Source organism: Pseudomonas sp. NFPP07, assembly GCF_900115645.1.
Taxonomy (GTDB): Bacteria; Pseudomonadota; Gammaproteobacteria; order Pseudomonadales; family Pseudomonadaceae; genus Aquipseudomonas; species Aquipseudomonas chlororaphis.
Genome location: NZ_FOXG01000001.1, coordinates 203,423 through 224,386 on the forward strand (window position 1 = coordinate 203,423; position 20,964 = coordinate 224,386).

Annotated in this window: 19 protein-coding genes; 7 read left to right on the plus strand and 12 right to left on the minus strand. The window is 64.2% G+C overall.

Annotated features, from left to right (window positions below):
- Window positions 1-10 precede the first annotated feature (10 nt).
- From BM019_RS00905 to BM019_RS00915, 3 genes are all read right to left on the minus strand, one after another.
- Entirely contained in the window at window positions 11-952 is a 942-nt protein-coding gene (locus BM019_RS00905) for an oxygen-dependent tRNA uridine(34) hydroxylase TrhO (RefSeq protein WP_038577054.1), read from the minus strand.
- Between the two features lie 101 nt (window positions 953-1,053).
- Entirely contained in the window at window positions 1,054-1,353 is a 300-nt protein-coding gene (locus tag BM019_RS00910) for a BolA family protein (RefSeq protein WP_007932228.1), read from the minus strand.
- Between the two features lie 12 nt (window positions 1,354-1,365).
- Window positions 1,366-1,881: a DUF2059 domain-containing protein gene (locus BM019_RS00915; RefSeq protein WP_009045024.1), complete on the minus strand. Its 516-nt coding sequence runs from the start codon at window positions 1,879-1,881 to the stop codon at window positions 1,366-1,368.
- Window positions 1,882-2,073: 192 nt separating this feature from the next.
- Between BM019_RS00915 and BM019_RS00920 the strand changes: the two genes are divergently transcribed.
- Window positions 2,074-3,468 (plus strand): class II fumarate hydratase, encoded by a 1,395-nt coding sequence (locus tag BM019_RS00920; protein WP_009045025.1) that lies wholly within the window; start codon window positions 2,074-2,076, stop codon window positions 3,466-3,468.
- A 73-nt stretch (window positions 3,469-3,541) separates the two neighbouring features.
- On the opposite strand, the gene BM019_RS00925 is transcribed toward BM019_RS00920, so the two are convergent.
- From BM019_RS00925 to pap, 3 genes are all read right to left on the minus strand, one after another.
- On the minus strand, window positions 3,542-4,507 hold the full coding sequence (locus BM019_RS00925; protein WP_092417402.1) for a DMT family transporter: 966 nt from the start codon (window positions 4,505-4,507) through the stop codon (window positions 3,542-3,544).
- A 216-nt stretch (window positions 4,508-4,723) separates the two neighbouring features.
- Window positions 4,724-5,908, minus strand: a complete 1,185-nt coding sequence (locus tag BM019_RS00930; protein ID WP_092417403.1) for a thiolase family protein — start codon at window positions 5,906-5,908, stop codon at window positions 4,724-4,726.
- A 144-nt stretch (window positions 5,909-6,052) separates the two neighbouring features.
- Window positions 6,053-7,573 (minus strand): polyphosphate:AMP phosphotransferase, encoded by a 1,521-nt coding sequence (gene pap / locus BM019_RS00935; RefSeq protein ID WP_092417404.1) that lies wholly within the window; start codon window positions 7,571-7,573, stop codon window positions 6,053-6,055.
- A gap of 141 nt (window positions 7,574-7,714) precedes the next feature.
- Here pap and mnmC point away from each other — a divergent pair, with 141 nt between their 5' ends.
- From mnmC to BM019_RS00960, 5 genes are all read left to right on the plus strand, one after another.
- Window positions 7,715-9,721, plus strand: a complete 2,007-nt coding sequence (gene mnmC, locus BM019_RS00940) for a bifunctional tRNA (5-methylaminomethyl-2-thiouridine)(34)-methyltransferase MnmC2/FAD-dependent 5-carboxymethylaminomethyl-2-thiouridine(34) oxidoreductase MnmC1 (protein ID WP_092417405.1) — start codon at window positions 7,715-7,717, stop codon at window positions 9,719-9,721.
- Window positions 9,722-9,970: 249 nt separating this feature from the next.
- Window positions 9,971-11,743, plus strand: a complete 1,773-nt coding sequence (locus BM019_RS00945) for an N-acetylglutaminylglutamine amidotransferase (protein ID WP_092417406.1) — start codon at window positions 9,971-9,973, stop codon at window positions 11,741-11,743.
- A gap of 2 nt (window positions 11,744-11,745) precedes the next feature.
- Window positions 11,746-13,491, plus strand: a complete 1,746-nt coding sequence (ngg, locus tag BM019_RS00950; protein WP_092417407.1) for an N-acetylglutaminylglutamine synthetase — start codon at window positions 11,746-11,748, stop codon at window positions 13,489-13,491.
- 130 nt (window positions 13,492-13,621) lie between these two features.
- Complete coding sequence (locus BM019_RS00955) at window positions 13,622-14,806, plus strand: osmoprotectant NAGGN system M42 family peptidase (protein ID WP_062825034.1); 1,185 nt, start codon at window positions 13,622-13,624, stop codon at window positions 14,804-14,806.
- A 238-nt stretch (window positions 14,807-15,044) separates the two neighbouring features.
- On the plus strand, window positions 15,045-15,272 hold the full coding sequence (locus BM019_RS00960; RefSeq protein WP_092417408.1) for a YheU family protein: 228 nt from the start codon (window positions 15,045-15,047) through the stop codon (window positions 15,270-15,272).
- 43 nt (window positions 15,273-15,315) lie between these two features.
- Here BM019_RS00960 and BM019_RS00965 read toward each other — a convergent pair whose 3' ends face one another.
- Both BM019_RS00965 and BM019_RS00970 read right to left on the minus strand, forming a co-directional pair.
- The gene (locus BM019_RS00965) at window positions 15,316-15,648 is read right to left on the minus strand and encodes a YnfA family protein (RefSeq protein ID WP_092417409.1); all 333 of its coding nucleotides are present in this window, start codon (window positions 15,646-15,648) and stop codon (window positions 15,316-15,318) included.
- A 64-nt stretch (window positions 15,649-15,712) separates the two neighbouring features.
- Window positions 15,713-16,528, minus strand: a complete 816-nt coding sequence (locus tag BM019_RS00970) for an SDR family oxidoreductase (protein ID WP_062825032.1) — start codon at window positions 16,526-16,528, stop codon at window positions 15,713-15,715.
- Window positions 16,529-16,832: 304 nt separating this feature from the next.
- Here BM019_RS00970 and BM019_RS00975 point away from each other — a divergent pair, with 304 nt between their 5' ends.
- Window positions 16,833-16,985: a DUF3309 family protein gene (locus tag BM019_RS00975; RefSeq protein WP_009045034.1), complete on the plus strand. Its 153-nt coding sequence runs from the start codon at window positions 16,833-16,835 to the stop codon at window positions 16,983-16,985.
- Between the two features lie 81 nt (window positions 16,986-17,066).
- On the opposite strand, the gene BM019_RS00980 is transcribed toward BM019_RS00975, so the two are convergent.
- The 4 genes from BM019_RS00980 to BM019_RS00995 form a co-directional block, all read right to left on the minus strand.
- Window positions 17,067-19,160: an LTA synthase family protein gene (locus BM019_RS00980; protein ID WP_092417410.1), complete on the minus strand. Its 2,094-nt coding sequence runs from the start codon at window positions 19,158-19,160 to the stop codon at window positions 17,067-17,069.
- 322 nt (window positions 19,161-19,482) lie between these two features.
- Window positions 19,483-19,674, minus strand: coding sequence for a PLDc N-terminal domain-containing protein (locus BM019_RS00985; RefSeq protein WP_007932252.1), 192 nt, complete (start codon window positions 19,672-19,674; stop codon window positions 19,483-19,485).
- Between the two features lie 96 nt (window positions 19,675-19,770).
- Window positions 19,771-20,301, minus strand: coding sequence for a hypothetical protein (locus tag BM019_RS00990; protein ID WP_062825031.1), 531 nt, complete (start codon window positions 20,299-20,301; stop codon window positions 19,771-19,773).
- 114 nt (window positions 20,302-20,415) lie between these two features.
- Entirely contained in the window at window positions 20,416-20,934 is a 519-nt protein-coding gene (locus BM019_RS00995) for an ankyrin repeat domain-containing protein (RefSeq protein ID WP_009050192.1), read from the minus strand.
- Window positions 20,935-20,964 lie beyond the last annotated feature (30 nt).

Consider the following 20,964-nt stretch of genomic DNA (forward strand, 5'->3'; position numbering starts at 1 on the left):
CAGACATGGCTCAGGCCTCGGAAGAAGATTGCTTGTAGTTGTAACCGATCGGATGCGGCATGTTGCGAGCCTTGGCCAGTTCAATCTGCTTCTGCCGGTCGATGGCGCTGCGGCGGGTTTTCTCGCTCAGCGTGTCCCAGCAGTGCGGGCAACTGATACCCGGCACATAGTGCTCGCTGGCGCGATCCTCGACGCTTACCGGCGTGCGGCAGGCATGACATTGATCGTAGTCGCCTTCGCTGAGGTCGTGACGCACGGTCACCCGATTATCGAAGACGAAGCAGTCGCCCTGCCATTTACTCTCTTGCTGCGGCACCTCTTCGAGGTACTTGAGGATGCCGCCCTTGAGGTGGAAGACCTCGCCGAAGCCTTCGCTGAGCATGTAGCTCGAAGCTTTCTCGCAACGAATGCCGCCGGTGCAGAACATCGCGACTTTCTTGTGCTTGCTCGGGTCGAAGTTGGCTTTGATGTAGTCGGGGAATTCGCGAAAACTGGTGGTCTTCGGGTCGATGGCGCCTTCGAAGGTGCCGATCGAAACCTCGTAGTCGTTACGGGTGTCGATCAGCAGCACTTCCGGATCGCTGATCAGCGCGTTCCAGTCCTGCGGTTCGACATAGGTACCGACCTTCTTGTTCGGGTCGACGCCGGGCACGCCCAGGGTCACGATCTCTTTCTTGAGCTTGACCTTGGTGCGGTAGAACGGCTGCTCGTCGCAGTACGATTCCTTGTGATCGATGTCGACCATGCGCGGGTCGTTCTTGAGCCAGGCCAGCAGCCCGTCGATGCCTTCGCGGCTGCCGGAAACGGTGCCGTTGATGCCTTCTTCGGCGATCAGCAGGGTGCCCTTGATGCCGTTGTCGAGCATCGCGTTGAGCAGCGGTTCGCGCAGGGAAACATAATCTTCGAGGGTGACGAACTTATACAGTGCCGCCACGACAATAGGTTGTGTCATGGGTAATTCTCCAGGTGGCTACCCTCGTAAAGGGTGAACCGGATGCAAAAAAAACGCGCCGACTGAGCGGCGCGTTGCGGATTCTAGCAAAAAACCTGTGGTTAATGCTTGCTGCCGCCAGCGCAGGTCGGCGAGGCCGGGGCCACGCCAATCTTCGCCCATTCCTCTGGCGTGTAGGTATGCAGCGCCAACGCATGAAACTGGCCCATCAGCTCGCCCAGGGTCGCGTAGACCTTCTGGTGACGCTTGACGCTGTTGAGCCCGGCAAACTGCTCGCTGACCAGCACGGCCTTGAAGTGGGTCTCCAGGCCGCGGCTGTGCATGTGGCTTTCATCCAGCACCTGCAAATGTTCAGGCTGCAATGCGCCCAGTGCCGATTCGATACGTTGTTGCATGGTCATTCCTGGCTCCGCTTACTTCTTCTTCGCCGGTGCGGCCTTAGGCTCGAGTTCGGCGGTCATGTCGGCCAGCAGCTTGTTGACTACCGGTACCGCGCTTTCCAGCTTGGCCTGGGTCATCTGGGCCGATTGCTGGGTCAGCTGCGGCATTTTTTCCAGGACTTTCTTGCCCAGCGGCGACTGGTAGAACGCCACCAGGTCCTTGAGCTCGGATTCGCTGAAGTTGCTGGTGTAGAGCTTGACCATGTCCGGCTTCAGCTTGTTCCAGCCGATGGCCTGGTCCAGGGCGGCGTTGGCCTTGGCCTGGTAGGTTTCCAGCACGGCTTTTTTCGACTCTGGGGCTTTGGTCTGTTCAAAACGCTGAGCGAACATTTGCTGCACTTGCATGTACACCGGAGTGCCCAGCTTGTCAGCGTGCGCCAGGGTCAGGAAAGCTTCGGCACTGGCGTTGTGGCTGGCGGTATCGGCAAGCACCTGGCCGCTGGCGCAAACCAGAGCAACCGCGGTACAGATGGCACGAAGACGAGTCATCGAGTTTCCTTTTCTAGCAGGCGAGGTATAACCCCAAGGGCGACCATTCTGCGCCTAAAAAACTCTGTCGCTCAACCCCAAGCCTTGTGGTGCCTGCATTTGCTCGACCAAATGACACAAAAGGCGCTTTATGGAACCCAGGCGGTGGATCACGGCCTAAACTGCGCAATCAGACCTACAGGAGTGAGCACGATGAGTCGAATCGAAACCGACAGCCTTGGCCAGGTTGAAGTCCCGGACGAAGCCTATTGGGGCGCCCAGACCCAGCGTTCGCTGATCAACTTCGCCATCGGCAACGAGCGCATGCCGCTGTCGGTCCTGCATGCCCTGGCGTTGATCAAGAAGGCCGCGGCCCGGGTCAACGACCGCAACGGCGATCTGCCGGCCGACATCGCCCGCCTGATCGAACAGGCCGCCGACGAGGTGCTGGATGGCCAGCATGACGACCAGTTCCCACTGGTGGTCTGGCAGACCGGCAGCGGCACCCAGAGCAACATGAACGTCAACGAGGTGATCGCCGGTCGCGCCAACGAACTGGCCGGCAACCCGCGCGGCGGCAAGAGCCCGGTGCACCCCAACGACCATGTGAATCGCTCGCAAAGCTCCAACGACTGCTTCCCCACGGCAATGCACATCGCCGCGGCCCAGGCGGTGCAGCAGCATCTGTTGCCCTCGATCGCCGAACTGTCCGGTGGCCTGGCCGAACTCGCGGCACGGCATATGAAGCTGGTGAAAACCGGGCGCACCCACATGATGGATGCCACGCCCATCACCTTCGGCCAGGAGCTGTCGGCCTTCATCGCCCAACTGGACTACGCCGAGCGCGCCATTCGCGCGGCCCTGCCGGCGGTCTGTGAGCTGGCCCAGGGCGGTACCGCCGTCGGCACCGGGCTGAACTCGCCCCATGGTTTCGGCGAGGCGATCGCCGCCGAGCTGGCGGCCTTGTCCGGCCTGCCGTTTGTCACCGCGCCGAACAAGTTCGCCGCCCTTGCCGGCCACGAACCCCTGACCACCCTCTCCGGCGCCCTGAAGACCCTGGCGGTGTGCCTGATGAAAATCGCCAACGACCTGCGCCTGCTGGGCTCCGGACCACGGGCCGGGCTGGCCGAGGTCAGGCTGCCGGCCAACGAACCGGGCAGCTCGATCATGCCGGGCAAGGTCAACCCGACCCAGTGCGAAGCCCTGTCGATGCTGGCCTGCCAGGTGATGGGCAACGACGTGGCCATCGGCTTCGCCGCCAGCCAGGGCCACCTGCAACTGAACGTGTTCAAGCCGGTGATCATCCACAACCTGCTGCAATCGGTGCGCCTGCTCGCCGACGGCTGCAGCAACTTCCAGCAGCACTGCATCGCCGGCCTGGAGCCCGACCCGGTGCAGATGGCCGACCATCTGGAACGCGGGCTGATGCTGGTCACCGCACTCAACACCCATATCGGCTACGACAAGTCCGCCGAGATCGCCAAGAAGGCCTATGCCGAGAACCGCACCTTGCGTGAAGCGGCCCTGGAGTTGGGTTACCTGACGGACGAAGAGTTCGATGCCTGGGTGCGTCCGGAAAACATGCTGGAGGCTGGCAAGCAGGGCTGATCGCCAGCTGCAAATCAGCCTCGCTCCTGCTTCCGTAGGAGCGAGGCTTGCCCGCGATCGACGATAACGCGCCCTAGCTCTGCGGCACTTCCATACGTCCCCGCCGCGCCTTGAGCCCGGCCATCAGCGAAGGCCCCAGGGCCGTCAAGGCCGACCCCAGCACCACCAGCACCGCCCCGCCATACCCCAGGCCGTTGATCTGTTCGGCATGCACATATTCGGGCCACAACCAGGCCGCCACCGCCACTGCAGCGAAGGTCACCAAGGGCGTGATCGCCAGCGTGGCGCTGACCCGCGACGCTTCCCAATGGGCCAGCGCTTCGGCGAAGGCACCGTAGGCGATCAGGGTATTCAGGCAGCAGGCCAGCAACAGCCAGCCTTGCAGCGGACTCAATTCAAGCGCTTCGAGAGGATGGGCCCACGGCGTGAGCAACAGCGCGCAGAACAGGTAGATCACCATCATCACCTGCAAGGAATTCCACACCGTCAGCAATTGCTTCTGGCCCAGGGCGTAGAAGGTCCAGACCGCCGAGGCGGCGAGCACCGTCAGCACCCCGGCGGTGTAGTTGCTCAAGGACGTCAGCAGCTCGGTCAGGCGCTGATTGAAAAACAGCCCGAAACCGATCAGCAGCACCGCCAGGCCAATCCCCTGCCCCAGGCTGAAACGCTCCTTGAACACAAACAGGCTGGCGATCAGCAGCAGGATCGGCCCCATCTGCACCACCAGTTGCGCGGTGCCGGGGCTCAACAGGTTCAGCCCCATCAGGTACAGCACGTAGTTGCCCACCAGCCCGCAGACCGCCATCAGCACCAGCCAGCCGCCGCGCGGCCCGAGTACCCGCCAGCTGGGCAAACGCTTGACCGCCGCCAGGTAGACCAGCAGGAAACCACCGGACACCAACAGGCGAAACCAGGTCACGGTCACCGGGTCCATCACCAGCAACACTTGCTTGAGCTTGATCGGCAGGATGCCCCACAGCAGCGCCGTCAGCAGTGCGAGGAACAAGCCGTAGACCCAGCGACCGGACGAGATGTGCATGCAACCCCCAAAAGCCTGATGGAGAGAGCCCGCATTCTAGGCCCGGAGCTGTGACTTACACAGAGACAGTTGGAGGGGGAACGTAAACAGGACTGTGCAGGTCGCAAAAACATCGCGGGCAAGTCTCGCACCTGCAGAAACACCACCGTCCTGTAGGCGCGAGGCTTGCCCGCGATAGGTTCGTAAGGCAGACAGATCCGCCCCCGCCTGACGGGCTTAGCGCACCGCTTCGAACAACCCGGTCGCGCCCATGCCACCGCCGACGCACATGGTGACGATGCCGTAGCGCAGGTTGCGCCGTTGCAGTTCCCGCACCAGATGGCCGACCTGGCGCGAACCGGTCATGCCGAACGGGTGGCCGATGGAGATCGAGCCGCCGTTGACGTTGTACCTGGCGTTGTCGATCTGCAGCCGGTTGCGGCTGTACAGGCATTGCGACGCGAAGGCCTCGTTCAACTCCCAGAGGTCGATGTCGTCCACTTGCAGACCCTTGGCCTTGAGTAGCTTGGGTACCGAGAACACCGGACCGATGCCCATTTCGTCCGGCTCGCAACCGGCCACGGTGAAGCCGCGGAAGAACGCCTTGGGCTTGAGCCCCAGCGCCAGGGCCCGCTCCAGGCTCATGACCAGGGTCATGGAGGCGCCATCGGACAGTTGCGAGGAGTTGCCCGCAGTCACCGAGCCGTCTTCGGCGAACACCGGTTTCAAACCGGCCAGGCTTTCCAGGGTGGTGTCCGGGCGGTTGCAATCATCGCGATCGACCACGCCGTCGAGAATCTGCACCTGGCCGCTGTTCTTGTCCTCGACCCGGTACTTCACTGCCATCGCCACAATCTCGTCGTCGAACAGCCCGGCCGCCTGGGCCGCCGCGGTGCGCTGCTGGCTTTGCAGGGCATACAGGTCCTGCTCCTCGCGGCTCACGTTGTAACGCCGGGCCACCACCTCGGCGGTCTGGCCCATGGGGAAATAGATGCCCGGCACCTGTTCCTTGAGCAGCGGGTTGATCAGGTTGTCGGTGTTGACGCTTTTCATCGTCAGGCTGATGGACTCGACCCCGCCGGCGACAATGATCTCACTGCAACCGGAAGCGATCTGGTTGGCGGCGATGGCGATCGCCTGCAGGCCGGACGAACAGAAACGGTTGAGGGTCATGCCCGCAGTACCGGTGCCCAGGCGCGACAGCACCGCGACGTTGCGCCCGATGTTGTAGCCCTGGGCGCCTTCGTTGGAACCGGCGCCGACGATGCAGTCCTCGACGCTGGCCGGGTCGATACCGTTGCGGCTCAGCAGCGCATTGACGCAATGAGCGGCCATGTCATCCGGACGGGTCTGGTTGAACTTGCCGCGAAAGGACTTGGCCAGGCCGGTCCGCACGCTATCGACGATCACCACTTCACGCATGGCATACCTCATTGTTGTTGTCGGTTGTGAGTGGCTCGAGCATAGATCCAGCCCTTGCCCGGCCGCGACGATCATTCATCCGGCGTATGCAAAACCATCGCGGCGCGGGGTTCGTGCCCGGCCCCTGCTCACAACCCGCGGCGGTTATTTCTTGCCCTTCTTGCCTTTCCTGTCCTTTTTCTCGGACTTGTCGAATGCCTCTTCCAGTGCGCGGTTGAGGGTGCGCAGCACCTTGACCCGGGCCCAGCGCTTGTCGTTGGCCTCCACCAGGGTCCAGGCCGCGACCTCGGTGCTGGTGCGGTCGACCATGTCGCCGACGGCGGCCCGATAGGCGTCCCATTTGTCGCGGTTGCGCCAGTCGTCCTCAGTGATCTTGAAACGCTTGAACGGAATCTCTTCACGGGCCTGGAAACGCTCCAGCTGGGTCTGCTTGTCGATCGCCAGCCAGAACTTGACCACGATCACCCCGGCGTCCTCGAGCTGCTCCTCGAAGTCGTTGATCTCGCCATAGGCGCGCAACCAGTCCGCCGGGCTGCAAAAGCCCTCGACCCGTTCCACCAGCACCCGGCCATACCAGGAACGGTCGAACACGGTGAACTTGCCCCGCGCCGGAATATGCCGCCAGAAGCGCCACAGATACGGCTGGGCCCGCTCGTCCTCGGTCGGCGCGGCAATCGGCACGATGCTGTACTGGCGCGGGTCCAGCGCCGCCGCTACCCGGCGAATCGCCCCGCCCTTGCCGGCCGCGTCGTTGCCCTCGAAAACCGCCACCAACGCGTGCTTGCGCATGCGCTTGTCGCGCAGCAGGCCGGCCAGACGCGCCTGCTCGGTAATCAGTTGCTCTTCATAGTCGTCCTTGTCCAGGCGCTGGCTCATGTCCAGGCTGTCGAGCAGGGTCAGCTTGTCGACCGCCTCGCCCAGCGGCGCTACATGGGACTCGACTTCGAGCATCGGCCGGTTGAGCGCGCTCTGCAGGCCCTCGAGGAGAATCTTGCCCACCGCCAGGCTGCGGTAATGCGGGTCCACGCCTTCGATCACATGCCAGGGCGCGTAGTCGCGGCTGGTGCGGCGCAACACGCGCTCGCCATATTTGACGAACTTGTCGTAGGTCTCCGACTGCTGCCAATCCAGCGGGCTGATGCGCCAGCTGTGCAGCGGGTCGTCCTGCAAGGACTTGAGGCGGGCCTTCATCTGTTTCTTGGACAGGTGGAACCAGAACTTGAAGATCAGCGCGCCTTCGTCGCAGAGCATCTTTTCCAGACGCTCGGCGCCGGCGATGGCCTGGTCGAAACGGCCGTCCTTGAACAGCTCGTGCACCCGCCCCTGGAGCATCTGGCTGTACCAGTTGCCGAAAAACACCCCCATGCGGCCCTTGGCCGGGAGCATCCGCCAGTAGCGCCAGGCCGGTGGCCGCGCCAGCTCTTCGTCGGTCTGCTGGTCGAAGGTGCGGACCTCGATCAGGCGTGGGTCCATCCACTCGTTGAGCAGTTTCACCGTCTCGCCCTTGCCGGCGCCTTCGATGCCGTTGATCAATACGATCACCGGAAAACGGGCTTTCTGCTTCAGCTCGAACTGGGCTTCCAGCAGGGCTTCACGCAGGGCCGGGACTTCGGCGTCAAAGGTTTTTTTGTCGATGGCGTGACCGATTTCGGCTGATTCGAACATGAGCGACTCCCTGGCAAGATGGAGCAAGACTAGCGGATCGACACATGATTTGTCGGCATCGAACTGGCCGGCCATTGCCCTGGATCATTACCCCCTGTGTCGATCGGCTAGAATGGCCGCCTTGCCGTTATCGAGCCGAACATGACCGCTGAACTGCCTCGCCCCCAGCCCCATGCCCAGTCCCACGCCCAGCTCGACTGGGACGACCAGGGCCGCCCGCGTTCGCGGGTCTTCGACGATGTGTACTTCTCCACCGAGTCGGGCCTGGACGAAACCCGCCATGTGTTTCTCGAACAGAACCGCCTGCGCGAGCGTTTTGCCGCGTTGCCGCCCAGTGGCCGCTTCGTCATCGGCGAAACCGGCTTCGGCACCGGCCTGAATTTCCTCTGCGCCTGGCAGTTGTTCGAGCAACAGGCCGACCCCAGCGCACGCCTGCATTTCGTCAGCGTGGAAAAGTACCCGCTGACGCCAGCCGACCTGCAGCGCGCCCTGGCCCTGTGGCCGGAACTGGGGCCGCTGGCCGAGCGTCTGTTGCGCGCCTATGTCGCGGTGCACCAGGGCTTTCAGCGCCTGGTGCTGGACGAGGGCCGGGTCACCCTGACCCTGCTGGTCGGCGATGCCCTGGAGCAATTGCCACAACTCGACGGGCAGATCGACGCCTGGTTCCTCGACGGTTTCGCCCCGGCGAAAAACCCCGAGATGTGGACCGCCGAGCTGTTCGCCGAACTGGCGCGCCTGGCCGCCCCGGGTTCGAGCATCAGCACCTTCACCAGCACCGGCTGGGTGCGCCGCCTGCTGAATGCGGCGGGCTTCAAGATGAAGCGCACCCCGGGCATCGGCCACAAGTGGGAAGTGCTGCGCGGCGAGTTTCTCGGCTGGCCCGAAGGCACGCCGCTGCCTGCCGCCAGCAAGCCCTGGTTCGCCCGCCCCACGCAACAGATCCAGGATAAACACGCCCTGGTGATCGGCGCCGGCCTGGCCGGTTGCGCCAGCGCCGCCAGCCTCGCCGCGCGGGGCTGGCGGGTCAGCCTGCTGGAGCGCCACGGGCAAATGGCCCAGGAGGCCTCGGGCAATCCCCAGGGCGTGCTGTACCTGAAACTCTCGGCCCACGGCACCGCCCTGTCGCAGATGATCCTCAGCGGTTTCGGCTACACCCGGCGCCTGCTCGAACAGCTGCAACGGGGCGTCGACTGGGACAGCTGCGGCGTGCTGCAACTGGCCTTCAACGCCAAGGAAGCCGAGCGCCAGGCGCAGTTGGCGGCAGCCTTCCCGGCGGACCTGTTGCATCAGCTGGACCAACCCCAGGCCCAGGCCCAGGCCGGCGTCGGCCTGGCCCACGGCGGGCTGTTCTACCCGGAAGGTGGCTGGGTGCATCCGCCGGCCCTGTGCCAGTGGCAAGCCGCGCATCCGCGGATTCGCCTGCTGCCCCACCACGATGTAGTGGAATTGCGCCGGGGCGATGGCCAGTGGCAAGCCTGGGACGGTGAGCGGCTGCTGGCCAGTGCCGAAGTGGTGATCCTCGCCGGCGCCGCCGAGATCAAGCGCTTTGCGGCCAGCGCCGAATTGCCGCTCAAGCGCATCCGCGGGCAGATCACCCGCCTGCCGCAGACCGCGCGCAGCCAGAGCCTGGCCACCGTGGTGTGCGCCGAAGGTTATATCGCCCCCGCGCGCCTGGGCGAACACACCCTGGGTGCCAGTTTCGATTTCAAGAGCCAAGACCTGACACCCACCGCCGCCGAGCATGCGGGCAACCTGCAGATGCTCGAAGAGATCTCCCTGGACCTGATGGAACGCCTGGAAGCCGACCGGCTGCAAGCGCAAACCCTCGAAGGACGGGCCGCCTTCCGTTGCACCAGCCCGGACTATCTGCCGATCGTCGGTCCCCTGGCGGACCAGGCGGCATTCGCCGAGGTCTACGCGGTGCTGGGCAAGGACGCGCGCCAGGTTCCGGACCTGCCCTGCCCCTGGCTGGACGGCCTGTATATCAACAGCGGCCACGGCTCGCGCGGCTTGATCACCGCGCCGCTGTCCGGCGAGTTGCTGGCCGCCTGGCTGGACAACGAACCACTGCCCCTGCCGCGCAGCGTGGCCGAAGCCTGTCACCCCAATCGCTTTGCCTTGCGTCGGTTGATTCGCGGCAAGCCATGAAATAAAGCCGCGATGCCAGCCGCCCTGGCATCGCTTGGCCATCTCCCGCAAACGCCCACGGGCCCTGCCCGCACGACAAAACTCCAGGCAGATCAAGGCCTTTGCCCCAGCCGGCAACGCACTTGCGCCCCGCCGCTTATAACCCATCGGTCTAAAACTCCAGGGGATCACCTGGGTCAGTTTCCGGGTACCTGCCATTTCTGGCCGGTAGCGATTGACCCTCCCCAACGGAAAAACCGGTAAGGACTTATGTGCGGATTAGCTGGAGAACTACGTTTTGATCATCAACCCGCCGACCTGGCAGCGGTTGAACGAATTACCCACCACCTCGCCCCTCGCGGCCCCGACGCCTGGGGTTTCCATAGCCAGGGCCCGATAGCCCTGGGCCATCGGCGCCTGAAAATCATGGACCTGTCGGACGGCTCGGCCCAGCCGATGATCGACAACCAGCTGGGCCTGTCCCTGGCCTTCAACGGCGCGATCTACAACTTCCCCGAACTGCGCGCCGAGCTGGAAAGCCTGGGCTACGCCTTTTATTCCGGCGGCGACACCGAGGTGCTGCTCAAGGGCTATCACGCCTGGGGCGCCGAGCTGCTGCCGCGGCTCAACGGCATGTTCGCCTTCGCCATCTGGGAGCGGGACGCCAAGCGCCTGTTCATCGCCCGCGACCGCCTGGGCGTCAAGCCGCTGTACCTGTCGCGCACCGGCCAGCGCCTGCGTTTCGCCTCGGCCTTGCCGGCGCTGCTCAAGGGCGGCGACATCAACCCGCTGCTCGATCCGGTGGCGCTCAACCATTACCTGAACTTTCACGCCGTGGTGCCGGCGCCGCGCACCCTGCTGGCGGGCATCGAGAAACTGCCGCCGGCCACCTGGATGCGCATCGAAGCCGACGGCCGCACCGAGCAGCGAACCTGGTGGACCCTGCCCTACGGCCCGCGCGCCGATGAAACCGGGCTGACCCTGGAAGACTGGCGCGACCGGGTACTCGACAGCACTCGCGAAGCCGTGGCGATCCGCCAACGGGCGGCGGTGGATGTCGGCGTGCTGCTGTCCGGCGGCGTCGATTCGAGCCTGCTGGTCGGCCTGCTGCGGGAAGTCGGTGTGGATAACCTGTCGACCTTCTCCATCGGCTTCCAGGATGCCGGCGGCGAACGCGGCAACGAGTTCCAGTATTCGGACCTGATCGCCCGGCACTACGGCACCGATCACCATCAGTTGCGCATCGACGAGCGCGAGATCATCGAACAGCTGCCGGCGGCGTTCCGCGCCATGAGCGAACCCATGGTCAGCCACGACTGCATCGCCTTCTACCTGCTGTCGCGGGAAGTCGCCAAGCACTGCAAGGTGGTGCAGAGCGGCCAGGGCGCCGACGAACTGTTCGCCGGTTATCACTGGTACCCGCAGGTGGAGGGCGCCAGCGATCCCTACGCGGCCTACCGCGAGGCGTTCTTCGACCGCAGCTACGACGATTACGCGGCCACCGTGCAGCCGCAGTGGCTGACCGCCAACGACGCCGCCGGTGATTTCGTACGCGAGCATTTCGCCCAGCCCGGCGCCGCCGAGCCTGTGGATAAAGCCCTGCGCCTGGACAGCACGGTGATGCTGGTCGACGACCCGGTCAAGCGTGTGGATAACATGACCATGGCCTGGGGCCTGGAGGCGCGCACGCCGTTCCTCGACTACCGGCTGGTGGAGCTGTCGGCGCGGGTGCCGGCCCGGTTCAAGCTGCCCGATGGCGGCAAGCAGGTACTCAAGGAAGCCGCGCGGCTGGTGATCCCCAGCGCGGTGATCGACCGCAAGAAAGGCTATTTCCCGGTGCCCGGCCTCAAGCACCTGCAGGGCGCCACCCTGGACTGGGTACGTGAACTGCTGCTCGACCCGAGCCAGGACCGCGGCCTGTTCAACCCGGCGATGCTCGACCGCCTGCTGACCGATCCACAAGGCCAGCTGACGCCGTTGCGCGGCTCCAAGCTGTGGCAACTGGCGGCGCTGAACCTGTGGCTCAGCGAACAAGGAATCTGACCATGAAACCCCACGCCACGGCTTACAGCCAACGCTTGCTGCGCGGTCAGGCGCCCTCCTACGAGCGTCTGCAGGCGCGTTTCGCCGAAGACCGCAGCGCCCTCGGCACCGACCCGATTGCCGTGCATTGCGGCTGGGGCCGACTGCTGATCGGCCATACCTTTCCCGACCCGACGAGCCTGGCCGAAGAGCTGCTCAACGAACACCCCGGCGAACGCGACATCGCCCTGTATGTCGCCGCCCCCCAGCAGATCCTCGGCCTGGAACCGACCCAATTGTTCCTCGACCCGTCGGACACCCTGCGCCTGTGGTTCAGCGACTACCGCCAGGCCACCCGGGTGTTTCGCGGCTTCCGCATCCGTCGGGCGCAGAGCGCGGCGGACTGGCAGGCCATCAACCAGCTGTACCTGGCCCGCAACATGCTGCCGGTCGACCCGGGCCTGCTGACCCCGCGCCATGCCGGCGGGCCGGTGTACTGGCTGGCCGAAGACGAAGACAACGGCGCGGTGATCGGCAGCGTCATGGGCCTGGACCACCAGAAGGCCTTCCACGATCCGGAGCACGGCAGCAGCCTGTGGTGCCTGGCGGTGGACCCGCATTGCACCCGCCCGGGGGTCGGCGAAGTGCTGGTCCGGCACCTGATCGAACACTTCATGAGCCGGGGCCTGAGCTACCTCGACCTGTCGGTGCTGCACGACAATCGCCAGGCCAAGTGCCTGTACGCCAAGCTGGGTTTCCGCACCCTGTCGACCTTCGCCATTAAGCGCAAGAACGGCATCAACCAACCGCTGTTCCTCGGCCCCGGGCCCGAGGCGCAGTTCAACCCTTACGCGCGGATCATCGTCGAGGAAGCCCATCGCCGCGGCATCGACGTGCAGGTCGACGACGCCGAAGCCGGGATGTTCACCCTCAGCCATGGCGGTCGCCGGGTGCGTTGCCGCGAATCCCTCAGCGACCTGACCAGCGCCATCAGCATGAGCCTGTGCCAGGACAAGAGCCTGACTCACAAGGTACTGAAACAGGCCGGGCTGAACCTGCCGGCGCAACAACTCGCGGGCAACGCCGACGACAACCTGGCGTTTCTCGACGAGCATGAACGGGTGGTGGTCAAGCCACTCGACGGGGAACAAGGCCAAGGTGTGGCCGTGGATCTGCGCACCATCGAAGAAGTGCAACAGGCGATCGACAACGCCCGGCGGTTCGACAGCCGGGTGTTGCTCGAGAGCTTCCACGAGGGCCTGGACCTGCGCATCCTGGTGATCGGCTTCGAGGTGGTCGCCGCGGCCATTCGCCGGCCGGCCGAGGTGATCGGCGACGGCCAGCACTCCATCGGCGAGCTGATCGAAGCGCAAAGCCGGCGTCGCCAGGCCGCCACCGGCGGCGAAAGCAAGATCCCCCTGGACCACGAAACCCAGCGCACCCTGCAGGCCACCGGGCACAGCTACGACAGCATCCTGGCGGCCGGCGAACGGCTGTTCGTGCGGCGCACCGCCAATCTGCATACCGGCGGCACCCTGGAGGATGTCACCGCGATTCTCCATCCGGAACTGCTGGACGCGACGATCCGCGCGGCGCGGGCGCTGGATATCCCGATGGTCGGCCTCGACCTGATGGTGCCGGCGGCGGACCAGCCGCAGTACGTGTTCATCGAGGCCAACGAGCGCGCCGGCCTGGCCAACCATGAACCGCAGCCGACGGCCGAGCGCTTTGTCGACCTGTTGTTTCCCCACAGCCAGCCGGCGGTCTGAAAGCCCCGTGCTGACCGTCGCGGCCTTATCGCGGGCAAGCCTCGCTCCTACAGAAACGCACTGTGGGAGCGAGCGCCCGACGCCTTGTTCATCGAAACCATCGATGGCCTTTTCATCATCAGGAGTTTCCATGACCCGATCGATTCCCGAACCGGACCTCAACTACCTGCAGAAAGTCCTCCTGGAAATGCTCGCCATTCCCAGCCCCACCGGCTTCACCGACACCATCGTGCGTTACGTGGCCGAGCGCCTGGAAGAACTGGGCATTCCCTTCGAACTGACCCGCCGCGGCACCATTCGCGCCACCCTCAAGGGCCAGAAGAACAGCCCGGACCGCGCCGTCTCGGCGCACCTGGACACCATCGGCGCCAGCGTGCGTGCGGTGAAAGACAACGGCCGCCTGACCCTGGCCCCGGTCGGCTGCTGGTCCAGCCGTTTCGCCGAGGGCAGCCGGGTCAGCCTGTTCACCGACAACGGCGTATTGCGTGGCAGCGTGTTGCCGCTGATGGCCTCCGGGCACGCCTTCAACACCGCGGTGGACGAGATGCCCATTAGTTGGGACCACATCGAATTGCGCCTGGATGCCTACTGCACCACCCGTGCCGACTGCGAGTCGCTGGGCATCGGCGTCGGCGATTTCGTCGCGTTCGATCCCTTGCCGGAGTTCACCGAAAGCGGCCATATCAGCGCTCGCCACCTCGACGACAAGGCCGGGGTCGCCGCGTTGCTGGCCGCGCTCAAAGCCATAGTCGACAGCGGTGAGCCGCTGATGATCGACTGCCATCCACTGTTCACCATCACCGAAGAGACCGGCAGCGGCGCGGCGGCGGCCCTGCCCTGGGACGTCAGCGAGTTCGTCGGCATCGACATCGCCCCGGTCGCCCCCGGCCAGCACTCCAGCGAGCACGCGGTGAGCGTGGCCATGCAGGACTCCGGCGGGCCTTACGACTATCACCTGTCGCGCCACCTGCTGCGCCTGGCCACGGAACACGAACTGCCGGTGCGCCGCGACCTGTTCCGCTACTACTTCAGCGATGCCCATTCGGCGGTCACCGCCGGCCACGATATCCGTACCGCCCTGCTGGCCTTCGGTTGCGACGCCACCCACGGCTACGAGCGCACCCATATCGACAGCCTGGCAGCCCTCAGCCGCCTGCTGGGCGCCTACATTCTCAGCCCGCCGGTGTTCGCCAGCGACGCGCAGCCGGCCCAGGGTTCCCTGGACCGTTTCAGCCATCAGCTGGAACACGACACACAAATGGAAAGCGACACCCGGGTGCCGTCGGTGGACAGCCTGGTGGGGCAAAAGCCCTGAGGTGAAAAGCCCCGCTTCCACTGTAGGAGCGAGCTTGCTCGCGATGAGCGCAAAGCGCTGAACTCTCGCCCCACACGTACTCACAGGTAAATACGCAGGGCCCTCAAGGCGAGCGCTGCGCGCTCATCGCGAGCAAGCTCGCTCCTACAGATGATCGGCATTACGGCCCCGCGCGAGGTTTGCCTAGCCGCGCGGGGCCCGGCGCAGTAGGATCCGGGATTGTTTGCCGGAGGCCCGTATGCTGATTCCCCATGACCAACTAGAAGTCGACACCCTGACCCGCCTGATCGAAGACTTCGTCACCCGCGACGGCACCGACAATGGCGACGACACCCCGCTGGAAACCCGGGTCCTGCGCGTGCGCCAGGCGCTGACCAAGGGCCAGGCGGTGATCGTCTTCGACCCGGAAAGCGAGCAGTGCCAGTTGATGCTCAAGCACGATGTGCCCAAGGAATTGTTCGACTGATTCCCGGCCGGGACCGGGCGCCATCGCGGCGCCCGGCCAGTTCCTAACCGTTGGTAAAGCGCGGCCCGAACAGGATGATGCTCGCGCCGATCACGCACAGCGCCACCCCCAGCCAGTCCGAACTCAGCGGCCGCACCCGCTCCACCATGCCCAGCCAGCCGATCGAGGCGATGATGTAGATCCCGCCGTACGCCGCGTAGGCGCGGCCGGCGTAGTTCGCTTCGATCTTGGTCAGCAACAGGGCGAAGAGCATCAGGCTCGCCAGCGCCGGGACCATCCACCAGGCGCTTTTGCCCTGGCGCAGCCACATCCAGAAGGCGTAGCAGCCGGCGATCTCGAACAGCGCGGCGAGGAAGAACCACAGGTAATTGAGCATGCAAGGTCTCGTCAGGGATGCCAGATGCTGGCAACCCTAACGACGCGCCGGGGCAGGAGCAAGCTCAGCTGGCGTTTTGCTTGGTCTTGGCGCGCATCTTGTCGGCCATGAGGGTCATTTCGTCGTACAGCAGCTGCGGGTTCTTCTGTTTCAGGGCCCAGGCCATGCGCCCCTGTTCGTGGGGCAGGATCATGAATTCGCCGGCGGCGACCCGGGTGTAGATGTAGTCGGCGATATCCGCCGCACTGATCGGCGAGCTTTCCAGCAGCTTGCCGACCTGGGCTTTCATCGCCGGAGTCGGGCCGCGGAACGAATCCAGCAGGTTGGTCTGGAAGAACGACGGGCATACGACGTGCACGCCGATTTCCTGCTGGGCCAGTTCGATCAGCAGGCTTTCGGACAGGGCCACCACGCCGGCCTTGGCCACGTTGTAGTTGCTCATCGCCGGGCCCTGCATCAAGGCCGCCATCGAGGCGATGTTGATAATCCGGCCCTTGCTCTTTTCCAGCAGCGGCAGGAACGCCTTGCAGCCCTTGACCACGCCCATCAGGTTGATCGCGATCTGCCAGTCCCAGTCCTCCAGGGACAATTCGCTGAAGAAGCCGCCGGAGGCCACGCCGGCGTTATTGACGATCACATCGATGCCGCCGAGCTTGACTTCGCAAGCCTGGGCGAAGGCCGTCAACTGGCTATAGTCACGCACGTCGCAACGTTGCACGAAGCCATCGCCGCCGGCTTCGCGCACGAGCCTGAGGGTTTCCTGCAGGCCGGGTTCGCTGACATCCGACAACGCCAACTGCCAGCCTTCGCGCGCCCAGCGCAGAGCGATTTCGCGACCCAGGCCGGATCCGGCGCCAGTGATCATCATGCGATTTTGCATAGGAGTTGCCTTGTTGTTCCGGGAAAGATGAGGCGAGTGTAGCGAAGGATTTTGTGCCGCCCACGCACCATCAGATTGCTGAATGCCCCAGGCAAACCGGGGCCTCGGTGCGACTTCCCGCGGTGTTGCACGTTCAACTCGATGGCCACCGGCAGCCGGTACGAAAGGAAATAGGCCTGCGTGCAAAAAGCATTAAAAAAACTTGGAATCATCCTTCAAGGCACAGAGTCCGAATGATTAAGCGGTACGGATTAATTGCCTTCGAATCCAGCCGCGCCTTCGATCCTCCAATAAGGAAAACGACATGGGCACAATCCTGATCATTATTCTGATTCTTCTGCTGATCGGTGGTCTTCCAGTGTTCCCGCACTCCAGAAGCTGGGGTTATGGCCCGTCCGGGATCATCGGTGTGGTCCTGGTGGTGTTGCTGATTCTCGTGTTACTGGGCCGGATATAGGCATCGGTCGTTCACACTCGGTACTGTTCAACCGTCGAAAAAAAAGAGGCCCTAGGGCCTCTTTTTCATTAGCGCAATGAATCAGTCCGGCGTGCCGTGCACCACGCCCGCGGTGTTATCCAACAGGCTCTTGGTGGCGGTTTGCAGGAAAGCTTCCAGCTTGTGCTTCAACTCGGCGGTACGCGGTGCGTCCGGCACCACTTCGGCATGCGGATTGGCACCCAGTTCGTACTGGTAGATCTTCGGCGGCATTTCCTTCTCGCGCGGCAGTACCAGGATCTGGTCGGCGGTGACGATGGCGGTGGTCTGTTCGCTGCCCGACGGCTTGATCACGCCAAAGCCGGTGTCGCCTTCCGGCAGGTTGAGCAGGTCGCGGCCCCAGCACTGGTGACGCACTTCGCCACCGAGGCGGCCCATGATGGTCGGCACGATATCGACCTGGGTGCCCACGGTGTGGTTGCGCTGACCGAATTTTTCCTGGATGCCCGGAGCGATCATCAGCATCGGCACGTTGAAGCGGCCCAGGTCCATTTCGGTGATCTGGCGCTCGTTGCCGAAACCATGGTCACCCACGATCACGAACAGCGTCTCCTTGAAGTACGGCTCCTTGCGCGCCTTCTCGAAGAACTGGCCCAGGGCCCAGTCGGAATAACGCATGGCGGTCAGGTGTTCGTTCAGGCTGCCACGGTCGGTCACCTTCGCCACCGGCAGTGGCGTCGGCAAGGCGTACGGGGTGTGGTTGGACAGGGTCTGCAGCAGCGCATAGAACGGCTTGCCGTTTTCCCGCGCCTTCAACTCTTCCAGGCCACGGTTGAACATGTCCTGGTCGGACACGCCCCAGGTCGGATCGGAAAACACCGGATCGACGAAGTCGTTGCGACCGACGAAGTTGGTCATGCCCTGGTTGCTGAAGAAGCCCGACTGGTTGTCCCAGGCGAAATCGCCGTTGTAGACATACACGTCGTCATACTTGCGGGCGCTCAGCACCTGCGGCAGGCCGGACAGCTTGTGGCTGCCTTCCGGGGTCTGCATCAGGTATTCGAAACCCGGCAGGTTGGGGAAGCAGGCCATGGTGGCGAACATACCCTGGTGGGTATGGGTGCCGTTGGAGAAGAAGCGGTCGAACAGCAGGCCTTCCTTGGACAGTTGGTCCAGGTACGGGGTGATATTGCCTGGAGCGCCCAGGGCACCCACCGAGTGACCGGCCATGCTTTCCATCAGGATCACGACCACGTTCTTGATCGGCAGGGTCTTGTCGGCCGGTGGCGTGTAGTCACGGCGCACCGCGGCGATATCGGCATCCACCAGCTTGTCGTCCGGCATCACCAGCAGGTCGCGCACCACTTGCTGCGCCTCGGGCTGCGGCAGGGTGGCTTTCCAGATATTGCTGCGGTCCTCGCCCATCCGGCTCTTGGCCGCCTCGACCAGCGACAGCGTGCCGTTGAGGCCCAGCTGGTTGGCGAAGTTCGATTCGGTGGTGTAGACGTCACCCCAGCGCAGTGGCGGGCCCTGGCGCAGGGTGCCGCGAGCGGCGACCACGCAGACCAGCAGGCAGACCACGAAGACGCCGATACGGGCGTACCACGGGGCGACCTGCCGGGTGCCGATGCTGCCGCCGCTGAACGGGCCACGCGGCCGGGTCGCGCGGTCGGCGCCCTTGAACGCCAGGCTCAGCAGCCAGGTGCCGACCGCCCAGGCCAGCAGGTAGCGCACCACCGGGAAGCCGTACCAGAGCATGCTCATCACGGTTTTCGGGTCTTCCTTCACATACTGGAAGACCAGGCCGTTGAGGCGCTGGTGGAACTCGCGGTAGAAGTCCATCTCCATCAGGCCGAGGAACAGCGCGATGCTCGAAACGATGGTCAGCCAGAAGCGGAAGAAACCGCGAGCCGCCATGGCCCGGGCACTGAACAGCGCCAGCAGCAGCGGGATGCTGAGGTAGACCACCAGGCGCACGTCGAAGCGCAGGCCGTTGGCGAAGGCTTCAAGGAAGGTCGAGGCCGGTGTGTCGAGGATCATCTCGCGGTTGTAGACCAGCAGCGCCACGCGCAGCAAAGACAGCATGACCATCATGGCCAGCGCGCAGAGCAGCGTATAAGCCAGATGCGATTTGACGGTCGGTTGCAGCAGGCGACTCGAGGCTCGCTGCTGACTCAGGACGTCCGGGTTTGCCATATCGTTTTAGGACCCAATGGAAGTTGAAGTTGCGAAAAGAATGCAGCTGCGCTTTGCCCTCTTGTAGCCATTCAGGGCTGGGGGGATGGCGCGGTGCGCAAATGTTGCACGATCAGCAGCGGCATTGCCATTGATTACTGGCAGGCGCCCTCCCCTGGCCGGCAATGGTCCAGAGCCAGGGATCGCAATCGGAGATCGCACGGGAGCAGCGGAAAAACAGCGCTGGCGAATTGTCATGGAGACTTTGTGAAAATTTCGTGCAGCGCATATTTGGTCACATAAAAAAGGGCCTGGCGGCCCCTTTTGAACCCCACGCCAGCCTTCAGAGCCGTACGTTGCCGCGCGGCCCGGCAATCGCCCAGATGATCAGGCCCAGCACCGGCAACAGGATGATCAGCAACACCCAGAGGATTTTCATCCCGGTTTCGGCACTGCTTTTAAGCACATTGATGATCGCCCAGATGTCCAGCGCGAGGATGATCAGTCCAACCAGCGTATTAAAAGTGGAACCCATGGTGTCGCTCCTAAATGAGGGCTTGCCCACTTAGGATAGTCGGCCGGCAGCGGGGTTCCTTTTTATTGCCTGCGCGGTCGGCCTGTGGCCCGCGGCTCAGACGTGAACCGCGACCTTGAGCGCTTCCAGGGACGGCGCGGCGGCAATGCCGGCTTCGGCGCACAGCTCCAGCACCCGCGGCACGTCGTTGCCGTAGACCAGCACCACTTGCAGCTCGTCGTCCAGCAACTGGCTGAAGTTCATCAGCACGTAACCGCCGTTTTCCGGGTTCATGCTGCCCATCTGGATCTGGATGCGGTTGAGCGCGGTCAGGGCCTCGGTCTTGGCCAGTTGCTTGGGCTTGATATTGAACGCCACGCCCGGGCCGAAAGACGCGACGATCTGCGCGAACAGGTCCATGTAGGTGTCGGCCTGGAACAGCACGGTGTCCGGCAGGCTGCCGACCACCACCCATTCGCCCAGCGGGATCGGGAAGCTGTCGTCGTAGTTGATGTCCGGATTGGCGGCCAGGAAGGCCTGGGGATCGGCGTAGGCCTGGGCTGCCTCGTCGGCGATCCGCAGGATTTCTTCTTCGCCCATGCAGCCGGAGCTGATTTTAGTGATGAGTTCGGCGAGGACGTTTTTCATGGGCGAATCCTGTTACGGGTCAATGGCGGGCGCGCAGGATAGCCTAAACCCGCCCCGCGAACCTACCGCCGCGACCCAGGCATGGCCTTGGCCCGACGGTATGCGCCGTTCAGCTCAGCCCAGCAACTTCTGCAATTGCGCGGTGGTGTCGACGGCGCCCATGGTCTTCGCCGCGTCCAGTGCGCTCACGCCGTTGGCGTCGGTGGCCCGTGGGTTGGCGCCCTGGCCGATGAGGTAGTCGACGATTTCCGTGCGGTTGAACATCGCCGCCATCATCAGCGCGGTACGCCCGTCGAAGGACGAGCCTTCCACCTCGGCACCGCCTTCCACCAGCGCCTTGACCACCGCCAGGTCGCCCTTGAAGGCCGCGCCGGCGATCGGGCTCTGGCCGTTGTCGTTACGGATCTCGGGGTCGGCCTTGTGCTTGAGCAGCACCTGCACCGCGTCCACATGCCCGTAGTAGCTGGCCAGCATCAGCAGGGTGTCGCCCTTGTGATTGCGCAGGTTGACCGGCAGACCGCTGCTCGCCAGCTTGTCGAGCATCTGGGCGTCGCCTTGACGTGCGACGTTGAAGACCTGCTCGGTGAACTCGGCGGCTTCTTCTGCGGTCATCTGGCGGCTTTTGTCTGACATCGGGAACTCCACTTTCGGCCAATCGGAAAG